The organism is Streptomyces sp. NRRL S-455, from assembly GCF_000717875.1.
GTDB lineage: Bacteria > Actinomycetota > Actinomycetes > Streptomycetales > Streptomycetaceae > Streptomyces.
Window position 1 is genome coordinate 246,219 of the sequence record NZ_JOCT01000003.1, and the last position, 15,159, is coordinate 261,377.

General features: G+C 71.9%; 12 protein-coding genes and 1 pseudogene. 6 read left to right on the top strand and 7 right to left on the bottom strand.

Annotated features, from left to right (window positions below; all coding sequences use genetic code 11):
• Positions 1–239 precede the first annotated feature (239 nt).
• Together IE97_RS0105230 and IE97_RS0105235 are read right to left on the bottom strand one after the other, a co-directional pair.
• Positions 240–1,328: a branched-chain amino acid aminotransferase gene (locus IE97_RS0105230; RefSeq protein WP_030231847.1), complete on the bottom strand. Its 1,089-nt coding sequence runs from the start codon at positions 1,326–1,328 to the stop codon at positions 240–242.
• A gap of 244 nt (positions 1,329–1,572) precedes the next feature.
• The gene (locus IE97_RS0105235; protein ID WP_030231850.1) at positions 1,573–2,616 is read right to left on the bottom strand and encodes a 3-isopropylmalate dehydrogenase; all 1,044 of its coding nucleotides are present in this window, start codon (positions 2,614–2,616) and stop codon (positions 1,573–1,575) included.
• 154 nt (positions 2,617–2,770) lie between these two features.
• Here IE97_RS0105235 and IE97_RS0105240 point away from each other — a divergent pair, with 154 nt between their 5' ends.
• Entirely contained in the window at positions 2,771–4,339 is a 1,569-nt protein-coding gene (locus IE97_RS0105240) for a purple acid phosphatase family protein (protein ID WP_030231852.1), read from the top strand.
• Positions 4,340–4,392: 53 nt separating this feature from the next.
• On the opposite strand, the gene IE97_RS43415 is transcribed toward IE97_RS0105240, so the two are convergent.
• The 4 genes and pseudogenes from IE97_RS43415 to IE97_RS0105255 form a co-directional block, all read right to left on the bottom strand.
• Positions 4,393–4,524 (bottom strand): hypothetical protein, encoded by a 132-nt coding sequence (locus tag IE97_RS43415; protein ID WP_010048656.1) that lies wholly within the window; start codon positions 4,522–4,524, stop codon positions 4,393–4,395.
• 246 nt (positions 4,525–4,770) lie between these two features.
• The gene (locus tag IE97_RS42400) at positions 4,771–5,313 is read right to left on the bottom strand and encodes a GNAT family N-acetyltransferase (protein WP_030900850.1); all 543 of its coding nucleotides are present in this window, start codon (positions 5,311–5,313) and stop codon (positions 4,771–4,773) included.
• A 96-nt stretch (positions 5,314–5,409) separates the two neighbouring features.
• Positions 5,410–6,957, bottom strand: a pseudogene (gene pruA, locus IE97_RS0105250) (L-glutamate gamma-semialdehyde dehydrogenase); the annotation flags it as partial.
• A gap of 54 nt (positions 6,958–7,011) precedes the next feature.
• Positions 7,012–7,992, bottom strand: coding sequence for a proline dehydrogenase family protein (locus IE97_RS0105255; RefSeq protein WP_030231859.1), 981 nt, complete (start codon positions 7,990–7,992; stop codon positions 7,012–7,014).
• 190 nt (positions 7,993–8,182) lie between these two features.
• On the opposite strand from IE97_RS0105255, the gene IE97_RS0105260 reads away from it, so the two are divergent.
• The 5 genes from IE97_RS0105260 (at position 8,183) to IE97_RS0105280 (ending at position 14,596) form a co-directional block, all read left to right on the top strand.
• Positions 8,183–9,559: a PucR family transcriptional regulator gene (locus tag IE97_RS0105260; protein WP_037835506.1), complete on the top strand. Its 1,377-nt coding sequence runs from the start codon at positions 8,183–8,185 to the stop codon at positions 9,557–9,559.
• 121 nt (positions 9,560–9,680) lie between these two features.
• Entirely contained in the window at positions 9,681–11,177 is a 1,497-nt protein-coding gene (locus tag IE97_RS0105265) for an ABC transporter substrate-binding protein (protein ID WP_030231865.1), read from the top strand.
• 5 nt (positions 11,178–11,182) lie between these two features.
• Complete coding sequence (locus tag IE97_RS0105270; RefSeq protein ID WP_030231869.1) at positions 11,183–12,928, top strand: ABC transporter permease subunit; 1,746 nt, start codon at positions 11,183–11,185, stop codon at positions 12,926–12,928.
• On the top strand, positions 12,918–13,886 hold the full coding sequence (locus tag IE97_RS0105275) for an ABC transporter ATP-binding protein (RefSeq protein ID WP_030231873.1): 969 nt from the start codon (positions 12,918–12,920) through the stop codon (positions 13,884–13,886). The genes IE97_RS0105270 and IE97_RS0105275 overlap by 11 nt, the downstream gene beginning before the upstream one ends.
• Positions 13,883–14,596, top strand: coding sequence for an ATP-binding cassette domain-containing protein (locus IE97_RS0105280; RefSeq protein WP_030231877.1), 714 nt, complete (start codon positions 13,883–13,885; stop codon positions 14,594–14,596). Before IE97_RS0105275 ends, IE97_RS0105280 begins: the two co-directional genes overlap by 4 nt.
• On the opposite strand, the gene IE97_RS0105285 is transcribed toward IE97_RS0105280, so the two are convergent.
• Positions 14,550–15,128, bottom strand: a complete 579-nt coding sequence (locus IE97_RS0105285; protein ID WP_030231882.1) for a TetR/AcrR family transcriptional regulator — start codon at positions 15,126–15,128, stop codon at positions 14,550–14,552. The genes IE97_RS0105280 and IE97_RS0105285 overlap by 47 nt on opposite strands.
• Positions 15,129–15,159: the final 31 nt, after the last annotated feature.

Genomic DNA, 15,159 nt, shown 5'->3' on the forward strand with positions numbered 1-15,159 from the left:
GCTCTCGCCTCCGGCTGCGGGTGGGCCAGAAATGCGAAAAACCTCTCGCGGGTGCGAGAGGTCTGCGCGCGGGTCGAGGACGACGGTGTCCGCCCGTACCTGGTCGTACGTGGCGGTCACTGCGGACCGGCGCGCCTGCTGCCAATAATCATGGCGAACGAGAGCACGGGGGCAGTCTGGCACAACCCCCGCGCCTCGCTCACGGCTGTCTCAGTATGCGGTCGGTCACGCAGGGGCACTCAGCCCAGCTGGTGCATCCAGCCGTGCGTGTCCTCGGCCGTACCCCGCTGGATGTCGAGCAGCGCCTGCCGAAGCCGCAGTGTGACCTCGCCCGGCTCCCCACCGCTCTGCTTCCATTCCGCCCCGGCCCGCTTCACCGTGCCGACCGGCGTGATCACCGCGGCCGTACCGCAGGCGAACACCTCGGTCAGCGACCCGTTCTCCGAGTCCCGCTGCCACTGCTCGACCGACACCCGCCCCTCCTCGGCCTCGTAGCCCAGGTCGCGGGCCACGGCCAGCAAGGAGTCACGCGTGACGCCTTCCAGGATGGAGCCCGTCAGCGAGGGTGTGACGATCTTGTCGCCGTACACGAAGTACAGGTTCATCCCGCCGAGCTCCTCGACCCACCGGTGCTCCACGGCGTCGAGGTAGCAGACCTGGTCACAGCCCTTGGCGGCGGCCTCGGCCTGGGCGAGCAGGGACGCCGCGTAGTTGCCGCCCGTCTTCGCGTCGCCCATGCCGCCGGGGACGGCACGCACGCGGTCCTCGGAGACCCAGATGGACACCGGCTTCACACCACCGGGGAAGTACGCACCGGCAGGCGAGGCGATCACCAGGAACAGGTACTCGTTGGCCGGCTTCACACCGAGCCCGACCTCGGTGGCGATCATGAACGGGCGCAGGTACAGGGATTCCTCACCGCCGTGCGCCGGGACCCACGCCTTGTCCTGCTTCACCAGCGCGTCGCACGCCTCGATGAACGTCTCGACCGGCAGCTCCGGCATCGCCAGCCGCCGCGCGGACCGCTGGAAACGCTCGGCGTTCTTCTCGGGGCGGAACGTGGCGACCGAGCCGTCGGGGCGGCGGTAGGCCTTCAGGCCCTCGAAGATCTCCTGCGCGTAGTGCAGGACCGTGGTGGCGGGGTCGAGGGAGATCGGCGCGTACGGCACGAGCTGCCCGTCGTGCCAGCCGCGGCCTTCCGTCCACTTGATCGTCACCATGTGGTCGGTGAAGTGGCGGCCGAATCCGGGGTTGGCCAGGATCGCCTCGCGCTCGCTCGCGGAGAGCGGGCTGGCGGAGGGCTTGAGCTCGATCGTGGGCGTCGTCATGGGTTGATGTCCTTCACCGGTTGTAGTGACGGGCCGCGCTCGGTACTGCTCTGATGGTGACCAGTGCTAGGACTTCCGAGCATTCCCTCTTTCCGCAGCCTCGCGTTCGATTATCGCCCGGAGGCGGCGGCGGAAGGAACGGGGTGAAAAGCGGCCCGGTGGTCGATGGTGGCACCCGGCGGGAACATGCGGAAGCCGCCGGGTGCGGATGCGACCCGGCGGCTTACGAAAAAGCAGCGGCGGGTCAGCCGGCTACTCGTACGGCGAGGGCGTCGCCGGTCTCCGAGGTGGAGCGGGCGGGCTTGCCGGTGCGCTCCGACAGGTCGGCGGAGACCGCCTCGTCGATGCGGGCGGCCTCGGCCTCGTAGCCGAGGTGGCGCAGGAGCAGGGCGACGGACAGCACGGTGGCGGTCGGGTCGGCCTTGCCCTGGCCGGCGATGTCCGGGGCCGAGCCGTGCACGGGCTCGAACATGGACGGGAACTCTCCGGACGGGTTGATGTTGCCGGAGGCGGCCACGCCGATGCCGCCGGAGACGGCCGCGGCGAGGTCGGTGATGATGTCGCCGAAGAGGTTGTCGGTGACGATGACGTCGAAGCGCTCGGGCTGGGTGACCAGATAGATGGTGGCCGCGTCGACGTGCATGTACTCGGTGGTGACCTCGGGGAACTCCTCGGCCACCCTGTTGAAGACGTTCGTCCACAGATGACCCGCGAAGGTCAGCACGTTGTTCTTGTGGATCAGCGCCAGCTTCTTGCGCGGGCGGGCCTGGGCACGCGCGAAGGCGTCACGGACCACGCGCTCGACACCGTAGGCCGTGTTCACGGACACCTCGGTGGCGACCTCGTGCTCGGTTCCCTTGCGGATCGTGCCGCCGTTGCCGGTGTACGGGCCCTCGGTGCCCTCGCGGACCACGACGAAGTCGATCTGCGGCTCGCCGGCCAGCGGGGTGGCGACACCCGGCAGCAGCTTAGAGGGGCGCAGGTTGACGTGGTGGTCGAAGGCGAAGCGGAGCTTGAGCAGGAAGCCGCGCTCCAGGACGCCGGACGGCACGCTCGGGTCGCCGATCGCGCCGAGCAGGATGGCGTCGTGCCGCTTCAGGGCGTCGAGGTCGGCGTCGGTGAGGGTCTCACCGGTGGCGTGGTAGCGCCGGGCGCCGAAGTCGTACTCCTTGGTCTCCAGCTTCACATCCTGCGGAAGGACGGCGGAGAGGACCTTCAGGCCTTCGGCCACGACCTCCTGGCCGATGCCGTCACCGGGGATCACTGCGAGATTGATGCTGCGAGACATGCGGGCACCCTACTCCTCGTCCCATGGGATGACACAGGCTGTCCGTGATGCGGACAGGAAGCGGGCACCCGCTCGGCGGACCGCACGCGGCCGACGGTTTCCGTTCACCCGTACGTGTTGCGGCCGTTGGGCTCCGCTGGGAAGTTCACTCGACATGGAGATCCCTCACTTCGGCATCCCGCCCGAGCTCGCCCGCCGGATGAGCATGGCCGAACAGCACGAGTACCTGCGGACGCGACTGTCCCGGCGCCGCACGCTGGTGACGGCGGGCGCGGTGGCGGGTGGCCTGCTGACCGGCTGTTCCGGCTCGGGACCGGGCGGCTCCACGCCGACCGGGAGTCCGTCGCCGAGCACGTCGAAGGTTCCGGGCCCCTTCATCGCCCCCTTCGGCCGCCATCTCGCCTTCGGCGCCGACCCGAAGACGCAGATGCGGATCTCCTGGCAGGTGCCGTTCGCGGTGAGGAAGCCGTACGTCCGCATCGGCCTGCGCCCCGACGACCTCGGCCGCAGGATCGAGGCCGAGCTGCGCGATCTGCGTACCCCGGAGCTGAAGGGCGTACGGGCGGCGGTCGAGCAGTACTACTCGCACGCCGCGCTGGACGGTCTGCGGCCGGACACGACCTACTACTACGGCGTCGGCCACGAGGGCTTCGACCCGGCGTCCCCGCGGCACCGTTCGACCATCACGTCCTTCCGCACGGCACCGGCGAGCCCGCCCGGGCGGTTCGTGTTCACCGCCTTCGGCGACCAGGGCGTCGGCGAGGAGGCGGCCCTCAACGACCGTCTGCTGCTGCGCCAGAACCCTGCCTTCCACCTCCACGCCGGCGACATCTGCTACGCCGACCCGACCGGCAAGGGCAAGGAGACGGACGTCTTCGACGCCCGGCAGTGGGACCGGTTCCTCAAGCAGACCGAGCCGGTGGCCAGGTCGGTGCCCTGGATGGTGACGACGGGAAACCACGACATGGAGGCCTGGTACTCACCGGACGGCTACGGCGGTCAACTCGCCCGCTTCTCCCTGCCGGACAGCGGCTTCGACGCCCGCACGGCCCCGGGCGTGTACGCCTTCACCTACGGCAACGTCGGCGTGGTCGCGCTGGACGCGAACGACGTGTCGTACGAGATACCCGCCAACCACGGTTACACGGAGGGGCGGCAGACGAAGTGGCTGGACCGGAAGCTCCGTGAACTACGGGCCGCCGACGACGTCGACTTCATCGTCGTCTTCTTCCACCACTGCGCCTACTCGACGTCCACGCACGCCTCCGACGGCGGAGTGCGCGCCGAGTGGCTGCCGCTGTTCGCCCAGCACCAGGTGGACCTGGTGGTGAACGGGCACAACCACGTGTACGAGCGGACCGACGCGATCAGGAACGGCGAGGTGGGCAGGCCGGTGCCGGTCGGCGGGACGACAGATCCGAAGCGGGACGGGATCGTGTACGTCACGGCGGGCGGTGGCGGCAAAGACCTGTACGGCTTCCCGGACGGCGTGAAGGAGAGCTACGAGGGGAGCCCCGCCGACCGCGAGTCGGTCGACACGTTCCGGTGGACCAAGTCCCGGGACACCAGGGCGGAGTCGGTGGAGTGGTCGCGGGTGCGCTACCGGGGGTTCTCGTTCCTCTCGGTGGAGGCCGTGAGCGGCGCCGCGCCGAGGCTGAAGGTGTCGGCGCTGGCCTCGAGCGGTGAGCGGATCGACCATTTCGAGGTGCGGCGCGGGGCCTGAGACCCCGCACCGCGCCTCGTCGGGTGCGGCTCCCGGATCAGGGGCGGTGCGGCTCAGTGGCCGGTGGATCCGCCGTTGTCCCTGCGGTCGAGGGCACGCTGGAGTGCGGCGGCGGCGTTCTTGCGGTCGGACTCGCTCGTACGGGAGACGTGGCGGACTCGGCGGCGGACGGTCGTCTCGGCCATGGGAAATCGACTCCTTCGACAGCGTGGAGCGCGGAGAGAGATACGAGACGCCGGAGGGGGCGGGGAGCGGTGCCGCAGGGGTTGCCTGCACGGGGCCCGGCTCACGACCGCCATTCGCTTGGTCGAGCGAGACGTTCGGCTTCTACAAAAGTAAGGGAGGCCGGAGCGTCTGTCTGCACAATTACTCGGACTTCCTACTATCTGAGACGGTGGACTGGGTCACACCGTGCTGACCTGCGGCGATTCCTAGAGCACATCACCGTCGCGCCAGTCGAAGACGAGTTCCTGAGCGGGGTCGAGCGGACCTGCGAGGCCGGTCCGGACGTACGTGCTGTCCTCTTCCTCCGGCAGGCGGACGATGCCGTCCCGGGGGCTGAGGGCGTGCACCTCCCCGCGCCACAGCCGCCAGCCGCGGGAGGTGTAGAGCCGGGCGCCGGCGTCGCTGGCGGAGAGGGCGCCGAGATCGTAGGCGCGGTCGACGACGCGTTCCAGTTCCGCCATGACCTGACCGCCGAGGCCGGTGCCGCGGGCGTCGGCGCGTACCGCGACGTTCTCGACGTACCCGGTCCGCAGCCACCGGCCGCGGTGCCGCACCCGGCGCATCACGACCGCCCCGTGCGCGGCCAGCCCCGAGGCGTCGTACACGAGGGTGTGCATGCCTCCGAGGCCGTGGTCCCAGTCCTCGTCGCTGAAGTCGCCGTCGAAAGCGGCGTCCAGGAGGTCCCGCACGGCGCGGAGGTCGGCGGGGGTGAGGTCGGCGGTGTGGGCGGAGTGCGCTCGGGTGGTCATCGGCCCAGTATGCGAACGGGCCGGGTGGCTCTCGACCGGTTCGACGCTGCCCGCACGGTCCGGTGACACGCCGGCGGGCCGGGTCGTACGACCCTTCTGCGGGGCACCGGCCTTGTCGTTGGTGCCGGAGGCGCGGCCGCCGCCGAAGGGCTGCTGGCCGACGACGGCACCGGTCGACTTGTCGTTGATGTAGAAGTTGCCGGCCGCGTAGCGGAGCTTGTCCGCCGTGTAGGCCGCCGCCGCGCGGTCGTTCGCGATGACCGAGCCGGTGAGGGCGTAGTCGGAGACGGACTCCATCTGCGTGAGCATCTCGTCGTACTTGTCGTCCTCGTAGACGTGCACGGCGATGATCGGGCCGAAGTACTCGGTGCGGAAGACCTCGTTCTCCGGGTCGTTGCACTCGATGACCGTGGGGCGGACGAAGTAGCCCTCGGAGTCGTCGTAGGTGCCGCCCGCGACGATCGTGCAGGTGGCGTCCTCCTTGGCGCGGTCGATGGCGGCCTTGTTCTTGGCGAAGGCACGCTCGTCGATGACGGCGCCGATGAAGTTCGACAGGTCGGTGACGTCACCCATCTTGATGCCGTCGACCTCCGCGGCGAATTCCTCCTTGAAGCCGGAGTTCCAGAGGGAGGCGGGGATGTACGCCCGGGACGTGGCGCTGCACTTCTGGCCCTGGTACTCGAAGGCACCCCGGGTGAGCGCCGTCTTCAGGATCGCCGGGTCGGCGGACGGGTGGGCGACGAGGAAGTCCTTGCCGCCGGTCTCGCCGACCAGACGCGGGTAGGTGCGGTACTTCTCGATGTTGTTGCCGACCGTCTTCCACAGGTACTGGAAGGTCTTGGTCGAGCCGGTGAAGTGGATGCCGGCGAGGTCGCGGTGCTCCAGGGCGACCTTGGAGACCTCGATGCCGTCGCCGGTGACGAGGTTGATGACGCCCTTGGGCAGACCGGCCTCCTCCAGCAGCTGCATCAGCAGCACGGCGGCGTGGGTCTGCGTCGGGGACGGCTTCCACACCACGACGTTGCCCATCAGGGCCGGGGCCGTCGGCAGGTTGCCCGCGATGGCGGTGAAGTTGAAGGGCGTGATCGCGTAGACGAAGCCCTCCAGCGGGCGGTGGTCCAGACGGTTCCAGACGCCCGGGGAGTTGGCCGGGGGCTGCTCGGCGAGGAGCTTGCGGGCGTAGGAGACGTTGAAGCGCCAGAAGTCGATCAGCTCGCAGGGCGTGTCGATCTCGGCCTGCTGGGCGGTCTTGGACTGGCCGAGCATGGTGGAGGCGGCGAGCGTCTCGCGCCACGGCCCGGACAGCAGCTCGGCGGCGCGCAGGATGATCGCGGCGCGGTCGTCGAAGGACAGGGCGCGCCAGGCGGGCGCGGCGGCCAGGGCCGCGTCGATGGCGTCCTGGGCGTCCTGCTGCGTGGCGTTGCGGTACGTGCCCAGCACGGCCTGGTGGTTGTGCGGCTGCACGACCTGGAAGGCCTCACCGCCGCCCATCCGCTTCTCACCGCCGATGGTGCAGGGCAGGTCGACGGGGTTGTCGGCCAGCTCCTTCAGCCTGGCCTCCAGCCGGGCACGCTCGGGCGAGCCGGGGGCGTAGCCGTGCACCGGCTCGTTGACGGGGGTGGGGACCTGGGTCACAGCGTCCATGGTTTCCGTAACTCCTTACTGAGCGGTGGTTCGGTCTCAGCCCGTGAAGAGCTGTCAGCCCTTGGTGAGCATCGAGCGGGCGAAGAAGCGCAGGTTGGCCGGCTTCTCCGCGAGACGCCTCATGAAGTAGCCGTACCAGTCGGTGCCGTAGGCGGTGTACACGCGCATGCGGTGCCCCTCGGCGGCGAGGCGCGACTGCTCGTCGCCGCGGATGCCGTAGAGCATCTGGAACTCGTACTCGTCGAGCTTTCGCCCGGCCTGGTGGGCGAGCTCCTGGCCGATGGCGATCAGGCGGGGGTCGTGGGAGCCGATCATCGGGTACCCCTCCCCTTGCATCAACGTCCGGAGGATCCGGACGTATGCCCGGTCGATCTCGTGTTTGTCCTGGTACGCGACCGAGGCGGGCTCCTTGTACGCGCCCTTGACCAGCCGTACCCGGCTGCCGTTCCCGGCGAGGCGGCGGGCGTCGGCCTCGGTGCGGAAGAGGTAGGCCTGGATGACGCAGCCGGTCTCCGGGAAGTCCTTCCGCAGCTCCTCGTGGATGGCGAACATCGAGTCGAGGGTGGTGTGGTCCTCGGCGTCCAGGGTGACCGTGGTGCCGATCTCGGCGGCTGCCTCGACGACCGGGCGGATGTTCTTCAGGGCCAGCTCGTGGCCGTCCTGGAATGTGGGGGTGGGCCCGGAGGGCCCATCGAACAGGGCGGTGGTGGGCGACGGGAGGGCCTGCCCGAACATCGACAGCTTCACCGACATCTCGGCGCGGGTGCCGAGCTCCAGCGGTTTCAGGCGGTCGATCAGCTCCAGGTAGGCGTCCCGGGCGGCGGCCGCCTGGGCGGGGCTGGTGATGTCCTCCCCGACGACGTCCAGCGTCAGTTCCAGACCCTGCTCGGCGAGCCTCCGGATGACCGGGACGATGTCCTCGACGTCCTCGCCCGGGATGAAGCGGTCGACGACCTGCTTGGTCACCGGGGCCGCCGAGACCAGGCGTCGCATCCGGTCGCTGCGAGACGCGGCGAGAATCACGGGACCCAGCACGGGGCACCTCCAGAGCACAACCAACGGATGGCCGGATCCCGGGCGGATGACGCTTCGGATACGGCGCGGAGAACCACCGTGAAACCTAAGGATCCCTCCGATCGTCGGCCATCGACAGCTGTCACGCATTCGTGCCGCAGATCTCAGACAGATGTATGAAGGCACCCCTGTGGTGCGCGACAATGCCGGGATGACGTCGGAACACAGGGGCGACTACGAGGAGCTGGTCGACGAGATCTCGGAGCTGCTCGGCGCGCCCGCGACGCTGGAGAACCGGGACTTCGAGCTGATCGCCTTCGGCGCGTACGACAGTGAGGGCGACCTCGATCCGTCGGCCCTGGACCCGGTGCGCACCCGCTCGATCCTCACCCGCCGCTCGACGGCGGCCGTGCGGGCGTGGTTCGAGGGCTTCGGCATCACGCGCGCTTCCGGCCCGGTGCGGATTCCGCCGACGCCGGAGGCCGGGGTGCACCGGGGGCGGATCTGCCTGCCCGTGCGGCACCGGGGCGTGGTCCACGGCTATGTCTGGCTCCTGGACGACGATCCGGGACCGAGCGACGACCAGCTGTCCGCCGCCATGCTGGTCACCGCCCGCATCGGCGCACTGCTCGCGGACGAGGCCCAGCACGGGGCCGACCTCAGCCGTGAACTGCGGGCGGTCCTCACGGCCGAGCGCGGCTGGCAGCGGGACATGGCGATCGCGGAGCTCCGCACCGCCCTCGGCACCCGCGCCGACGGCCCGCACACGGTGGTGTGCGTCGCGCCCTGGCCGTCGGCGGATCCGGACGACGCGCCCTCGGTCCGAGCGGTGCCGGGAGCGACGGCGCTGTGCACGCTGCCGTGGGGAGCGACGGACCAGTGCGTGGCGGCGCTGATCCGCTTGCGCTCGCCGGACGTCCTGACTCCGGCGACGACGGCGGCGGGGCGGCTGCTGGAGCGGGCGGGTGGGGGGAGCGGGCCAGGCGGCACACCGGGGGGACCGCCGGGCGGCACCTCGGGCGGAGGGGCCACCGGGGGCGTACGCGGAGCCTCCTCCGGCGCGCCGCGCGGCGCGGGCGGTCCGGCCTCTCGCGGCACGGTCGGCGGACCGGTCGGCGCCACCTCGCGCGGCCCCTCACGCGGACCGGCGAGTGTCACCCCACACGGCCCCTCACGCGGACCGTCCGCAGGTGTCGCCACTCCCCGCTCCGGCCTCGCCGAGCTGGGAACCGCCTGGTGGGAGGCGTCTGCGGCGGCACGGGCGGCGCTGGCCGAGACGCGGCTGGGCCCGGTCGCGCGGTGGTCGTCGATCGGCCCGTTCCGGCTGCTGACCGCGCTGCCGCCGGACGTGGCCCGGGATCCCGTCGTGGACGCCCTCGTCTCCCCCGGCCGGCAGGAGCTCGCCCGTACCGCCGAGGTCTACCTCGACTGCGCCGGCCAGGCCGCCCGCACCGCCGCCGAGCTGGGCATCCACCGCCAGACCCTCTACTACCGACTGGCCCGGATCGAGAAGCTCACCGGCCTCGACCTGGACGACGGAGAGGACCGCCTGCTGCTGCACATGGCCCTGAAGGCACACCGGCTCTGAGGACCTGCCCGGCCCTCCGGGTGACCGGCTCCCCATGTGATCCAAACGGCAATTGTTGAAAACGATTATCAATGCTACGGTCGGCGCATCCCATTGACCACCCCTTTACCCGGAGGGTCCCGTGCGCCTGCCCGCTCGCCGCCTGCTCCCCGCCACCGCCCTCACCGCCGCCACCGCGCTGCTCACGGGCTGCTTCACCGGTACGGAGCCGGCCACAGACGCCTCCGGGTCAGGGGGGAAACGCGTCCGCGTCGCCATGCTCCTGCCACCCCGCTCCGGCCTCTCCCCGCTCTCCGACGACGCGTTCAAGCTGTCCCGCTGGTCCACCGCCGAGACCCTGGTCAGACTGGACGCGGAGGGCGACGCACAACCCGCCCTCGCCACCGAGTGGACGCGGTCCGGGAAGACCTGGACCTTCACCCTCCGCGAGGGCGTCACCTTCCACGACGGCACGAAGCTCACCGCCCAAGCCGTCGTCAACTCCCTCACCAAGGCGGCCACCGCCTCCCCCAAGCCCCGCATCCTCGACGGCGTCGACATGACCGCGAAGGCCGACGGAAACCGGGTCACCGTCACCACCGGCGTCGAGGACCCCCTGGTGCCGCAGCGCCTCAGCTCCCCGCAGCTGTCGATCCTGGCGGCCAAGGCGTACCGGGGGAAGACGGTGAACCCCGTGGGAGCGGGCACCGGCCCGTTCGAACTGACCGAGGTCAACGGCACCTCCTCCGCCGCACTCGACCGCTACGACGGCTACTGGGGCAAGCGGGCCAAGGCCCCCGGCATCGACGTGAAGTACGTGCCCGACGGCACCGCCCGCGCGGCGGCGCTCCGCAGCGGCGAGGCCGACATCGTCGAGGCGATCCCCGTCTCACAGGCCGCCGTCCTCGACCAGGACCTCGTCACCGAGGTCCCCATGCCGCGCACCAACACCCTGTACCTCAACACCGAGAAGGGCGCCTTCCGGGACCCCGCCCTGCGCGCCGCCGCCCGCGAAGCCGTCGACGCACGGTCGATCGTGAAGGGCGTCTACGAGGGCCGCGCCGACGTCGCCGGGGGTCTGCTCGGGCCCGCCCTCCCCTGGGCCGCCGACCTCCGTACCCCCGCCAAGCGCACCAAGGCCGGTGACCCGGCCGGCAGGACCGTCACCATCGGCACGTACACCGACCGCTCCGAGATGCCCGAGGTCGCCGCCGCACTCCAACAGCAACTGCAGAAGGCCGGGTTCAGGGTGAAGCTGGACGTGCGCGAGTACGCGAACATCGAGTCCGACGCCCTCGCGGGCCGCTTCGACGCGTTCATCCTCTCCCGGGCCACCGTCCTGGACTCCGGCGACCCGGCCGCGTACCTCTACAGCGACTTCGCCTCCGACGGCACCTTCAACCTCTCGCGCCTCTCGGACCCGGAGGTCGACAAGGCGCTCAAGAAGGCCGCCGACACCCCGGTCGGCGACGCCCGCCGCAAGGCGGTCGTCGAGGCCGAGGCCGCCGTCCTCGCCCGGGACGCAGCGATCCCGATGCTCCACGAGCGCGTGATCCAGGGCGACGCCGCCGGGGTCGTGAACGCCGCCCACGACCCGCGCGAGCGGGAACTGGTCACGGCCGACACGTACGTCAAGTGAGAACCGTGGCGAAGCACGCGGCCGGGCTGACCCGCTGCGCCGGGCTCCTCACCGTCCTGGCCGTCGTCGGGCTCCTGCCCTGGCTCTCCCACCGGGACCCGGCCCTCACCGTGCTGCGGGCCCGGTCGGCCGAGCAGGAGGCGACCGAGGAGGCCCTGACCGCGATCCGCGCGGATCTCGGTCTTGACGCCGGGCCACTCTCCCTGCTGGGGCGGTGGGCCGGAGACCTGCTGCGCGGTGACTTCGGCACCTCGTGGGTGTCGGGCCATGACGTCCTGCCGTCGGTGCTCGCCGGGCTCCAGGTGTCGCTGGCGCTGATGGGCGCGGCGCTCGGCGTGGCGGTGCTGCTGGCCGCCGCGCTGGTGGCGCCGGTGCTGGTGCGCGGGCGCGGCTCGGCCGGGGCGTTCGCCGCGATGTCGGCCGCCGTACCGGAGTTCCTGCTGGCCATCGTCGCGCTGCTGGTGTTCGGGGTGTGGCTGGGGTGGCTGCCCACGTCCGGCTGGCAGAGCGCCGAGTACCTGGTGCTGCCGGCGCTGGCGCTCGGTGTCCCGGCGGGCGGGCTGCTCGGGCGGCTGGTCGCGGACGCGCTGCCCGCCGTGCTCGAGGAACGCTGGGTGGAGCTGTGGCGTGGCGCCGGGGTGAGCCGGGCCCGGATCGCGGGGGCGGCGCTGCGGCGCGTCCTGCCGCCGCTGGTCCCGCAGTTCGGGATGGTCGCCGTCGGTCTGACCGGCGGGGCGGTGGCCGTGGAGACGGTGTTCGCGGTGCCCGGCATCGGACGTACCGCCCTCGGCGCGGCCCGGTCGCAGGACCTGCCGCTGCTCCAGGGCTCGGTCCTCGCGCTGCTGCTGCTCGGCCTGGTCGCGGGCGCGCTGGCGGCGGGCGTACGGCACCGGCTGCTCGGGCCCGCCCTGCGGGACGCCGGGCTCACGTTGCCCGCGGCCCGCCCGGTCCGCGCGCACCCGGCGGTGCCGGTGACACTGGCCGCCGTCCTGCTGCTCGCCCTCGGCTGGGGCCTGCTGCGCGACCCGTACACCGTGGACACCACCGTCCGGCTCGCCGCGCCCTCCTGGGCACACCCGCTCGGCACCGACGGTCTGGGCCGTGACGTGCTCGCCCGACTGGGGCACGGCGCCGCGGCGACGGTCGGCACGGCGGCGGGCATCTGCCTGCTGGGGCTGCTGATCGCGCTCGCACTGGGCTTCCTGCCGGGGATCGCGGCGGGCGCGGCGGACATCGCCAACGCCCTGCCGCCGGTGATCGTCGGCATCCTGGTCGCGGCGGCCATGGGTCCCGGCACCGGCGGGGCGGCCCTCGCGGTGGCCCTGATCTCCTGGCCCGCCCTGTCCGCGCACGCGGCGGCGCTGGTGCAGGAGGTGCGGGCGTCGGCGTTCCTGACCGCCCAGCGGGCCATCGGGGCGAGCCCGTGGTGGATCCTCACCCGGCATGTCCTGCCGTCGGTGGCCGCCCCGGTCGCCCGCCACGCCCTGCTGCGCCTGCCCGGCATCGCCCTGGCCCTGGCCTCCCTCGGCTTCCTGGGACTGGGCGCCCAGCCGCCCGCCCCCGAGTGGGGCCTGCTGCTGGAGGAGTCCCGGGCCTATGTGGAACGCGCCCCGTGGGCGGCCCTCGCCCCGGCGGTGGCGCTGGCCCTGCTGGCCGGACTCGCGGTGTCGGGTGCGGCCCTCACCCAGGGCCGGAGAGTACGGCGAGCCACCCCGGCTCCGGCCAGGAAGGAGACCCCCGTTGGAGTCTGAGGCACTGCTGTCGGTACGCGAGCTGCGGATCGCCTTCGACGGGGTCGAGGCCGTGCGCGGCCTGTCCTTCGACATCCGCCCGCGTGAAGTTCTGGCGATCGTGGGCGAGTCGGGAGCGGGCAAGTCCCTCACGGTCCGGGCGCTCCTCGGGATGCTGCCGCGCGGCGCGGCCACCAGCGGGACGATCAGCCCGGACCTCTCGGCCCACCGCGGCCGCCGTATCTCCCTCGTCCCGCAGGACGCCCTGTCGGCACTGTCCCCCGTGCACCCGGTGGGCGACCAACTCGCCGCCGCCGTACGGTCGGTGACACGGGTCTCCCGCAAGGAGGCCCGGGCCCGGGCGGTCGCGGCCCTGGACGGCGTCGGCATCCCGGACGCGGCACGCCGGGCGCGGGCGTATCCGCACGAGTACTCCGGCGGGATGCGGCAGCGCGCGGTGATCGCCATGGCCACCGTCAACGAACCGGACATCGTGGTCGCCGACGAACCCACCACCGCCCTCGACGAGGACCACCGCGACCAGGTGCTGGAGCTGCTCGCCGAGCAGCGGGAGGCGGTCGGCGCCGCACTGGTCCTGGTCACCCACGACATGGACGTCGTGGGCGGGCACGCGGACCGGGTGCTGGTCATGTACGCGGGCCGGCTCACCGAACTCGGTCCGGCGAACGAAGTACTGACCCGTCCCCGCGCCCCCTACACGGCGGGCCTGCTGGCGTCCCTCCCGCGGAACGCCACCCCGGGCCGCCGGCTCCCCGCCCTGCGCGGCACCCCGCCGGCCCCGGGCACGCCGGCACCGGGCTGCGCCTTCGCCCCGCGCTGCCCGCTGGCGGCCGGCCCCTGCCACACGGCGGAGCCGGAGCCCCGGGAGGCGGCCGGGCGTCTGGTCGCCTGCCACCGCTGGGAGGAACTCCCCCACCCGGCGCACGACTTGTTCCTCCAGGAGCCCCAGCCCGCATGACTGAAACCCTGCTCGACGTCCGCGACCTGGTGGTCCGCTACGGCCCGGTGACCGCCGTGGACGGTGTCTCCTTCTCCCTGGCCGCGGGCGAGACCCTCGCCCTGAACGGCCCGTCCGGCTGCGGCAAGTCCTCCACAGCGCTGGCGGTCCTCCAGCTGCGCCGCCCTTCCGGCGGTGAAGTCCTCTTCGAGGGAAAGGAGTTGACGTCCCTCACCGAACGCGAGCTGCGTCCCCTCCGTCCCCGTATGCAGCCCGTCTTCCAGGACCCGTACGGCTCGCTGAGCCCCCGCCACCGCATCCGCGACGCCATCTCCGAACCGCTGAGGGTCCAGGGCCGCTGGCACCCCACCGACGGACCGGCCCGGGTTGCCGAACTCCTCGACCGGGTCGGCCTCGACCCCGCGTACGGCGACCGCCTCCCGCACGAGCTCTCCGGCGGCCAGTGCCAGCGCGCCGGCATCGCCCGCGCCCTGGCCTCCGACCCACGCCTGCTGGTCCTGGACGAGCCGGTGTCGTCACTCGACCCGTCGGTGCGCGCGGGCGTGCTGAACCTGCTCGCCGACCTCCAGGACGACCTGGGCCTCGGTTACCTGTTCATCTGCCACGACCGGGCGGTCGTACGGCACTTCGCGGACCGGGTGATCGAGATGCGGGACGGGCGCGTCACTTCCGGGCAGCGGCCTCGATCACCTGGCGCAGCCCCTCGGTGAGCTGGCCGGCCTCGGGCGCGCTCTTCGGATCGAACGTCCACTGCGCCATGAGGCCCATCATCACCGTCAGGTAGAAGTAGCCGAGGGTGTCCACCTGCTCGTCGGGGACGTCGTCCTCGCTCCCGCCGTGGAAGAGTGTGACGATGCCGCGCGCCCCTTCCCGCTGGGCGCGGGCGAGATGCTCCCGCACTTCCGGCAGCTGGTCGCCCATGGCCACGATCTCCATGCTGAGCCGCCACATCGAACCCGGTTCCCGCATGGTGGAGATGATGTTCGCCCACACCTCGGCGAACCGCTCCAGCGAACCCGGCTCCCCGCGCAGCTCCCCGCCTCCCTCGAAGGCGTCGGACATGCCCTCCACCATCTCGACGTACGCCTGCGCCAGCAACGCGTCCTTCGAGCCGTAGTGGTAGCCGATCGACGCCAGGTTGGTCCCCGACTCCTTGACGATGTCGCGCGCGGTCGTGCGCACGAACCCCTTCGCCAGCAGGCAGCGCTTGGCGCCCTCGAGCAGATCCTCGCGGTGTCCCATGGCTCGCCACCTTACCGCAGTATCCATACGG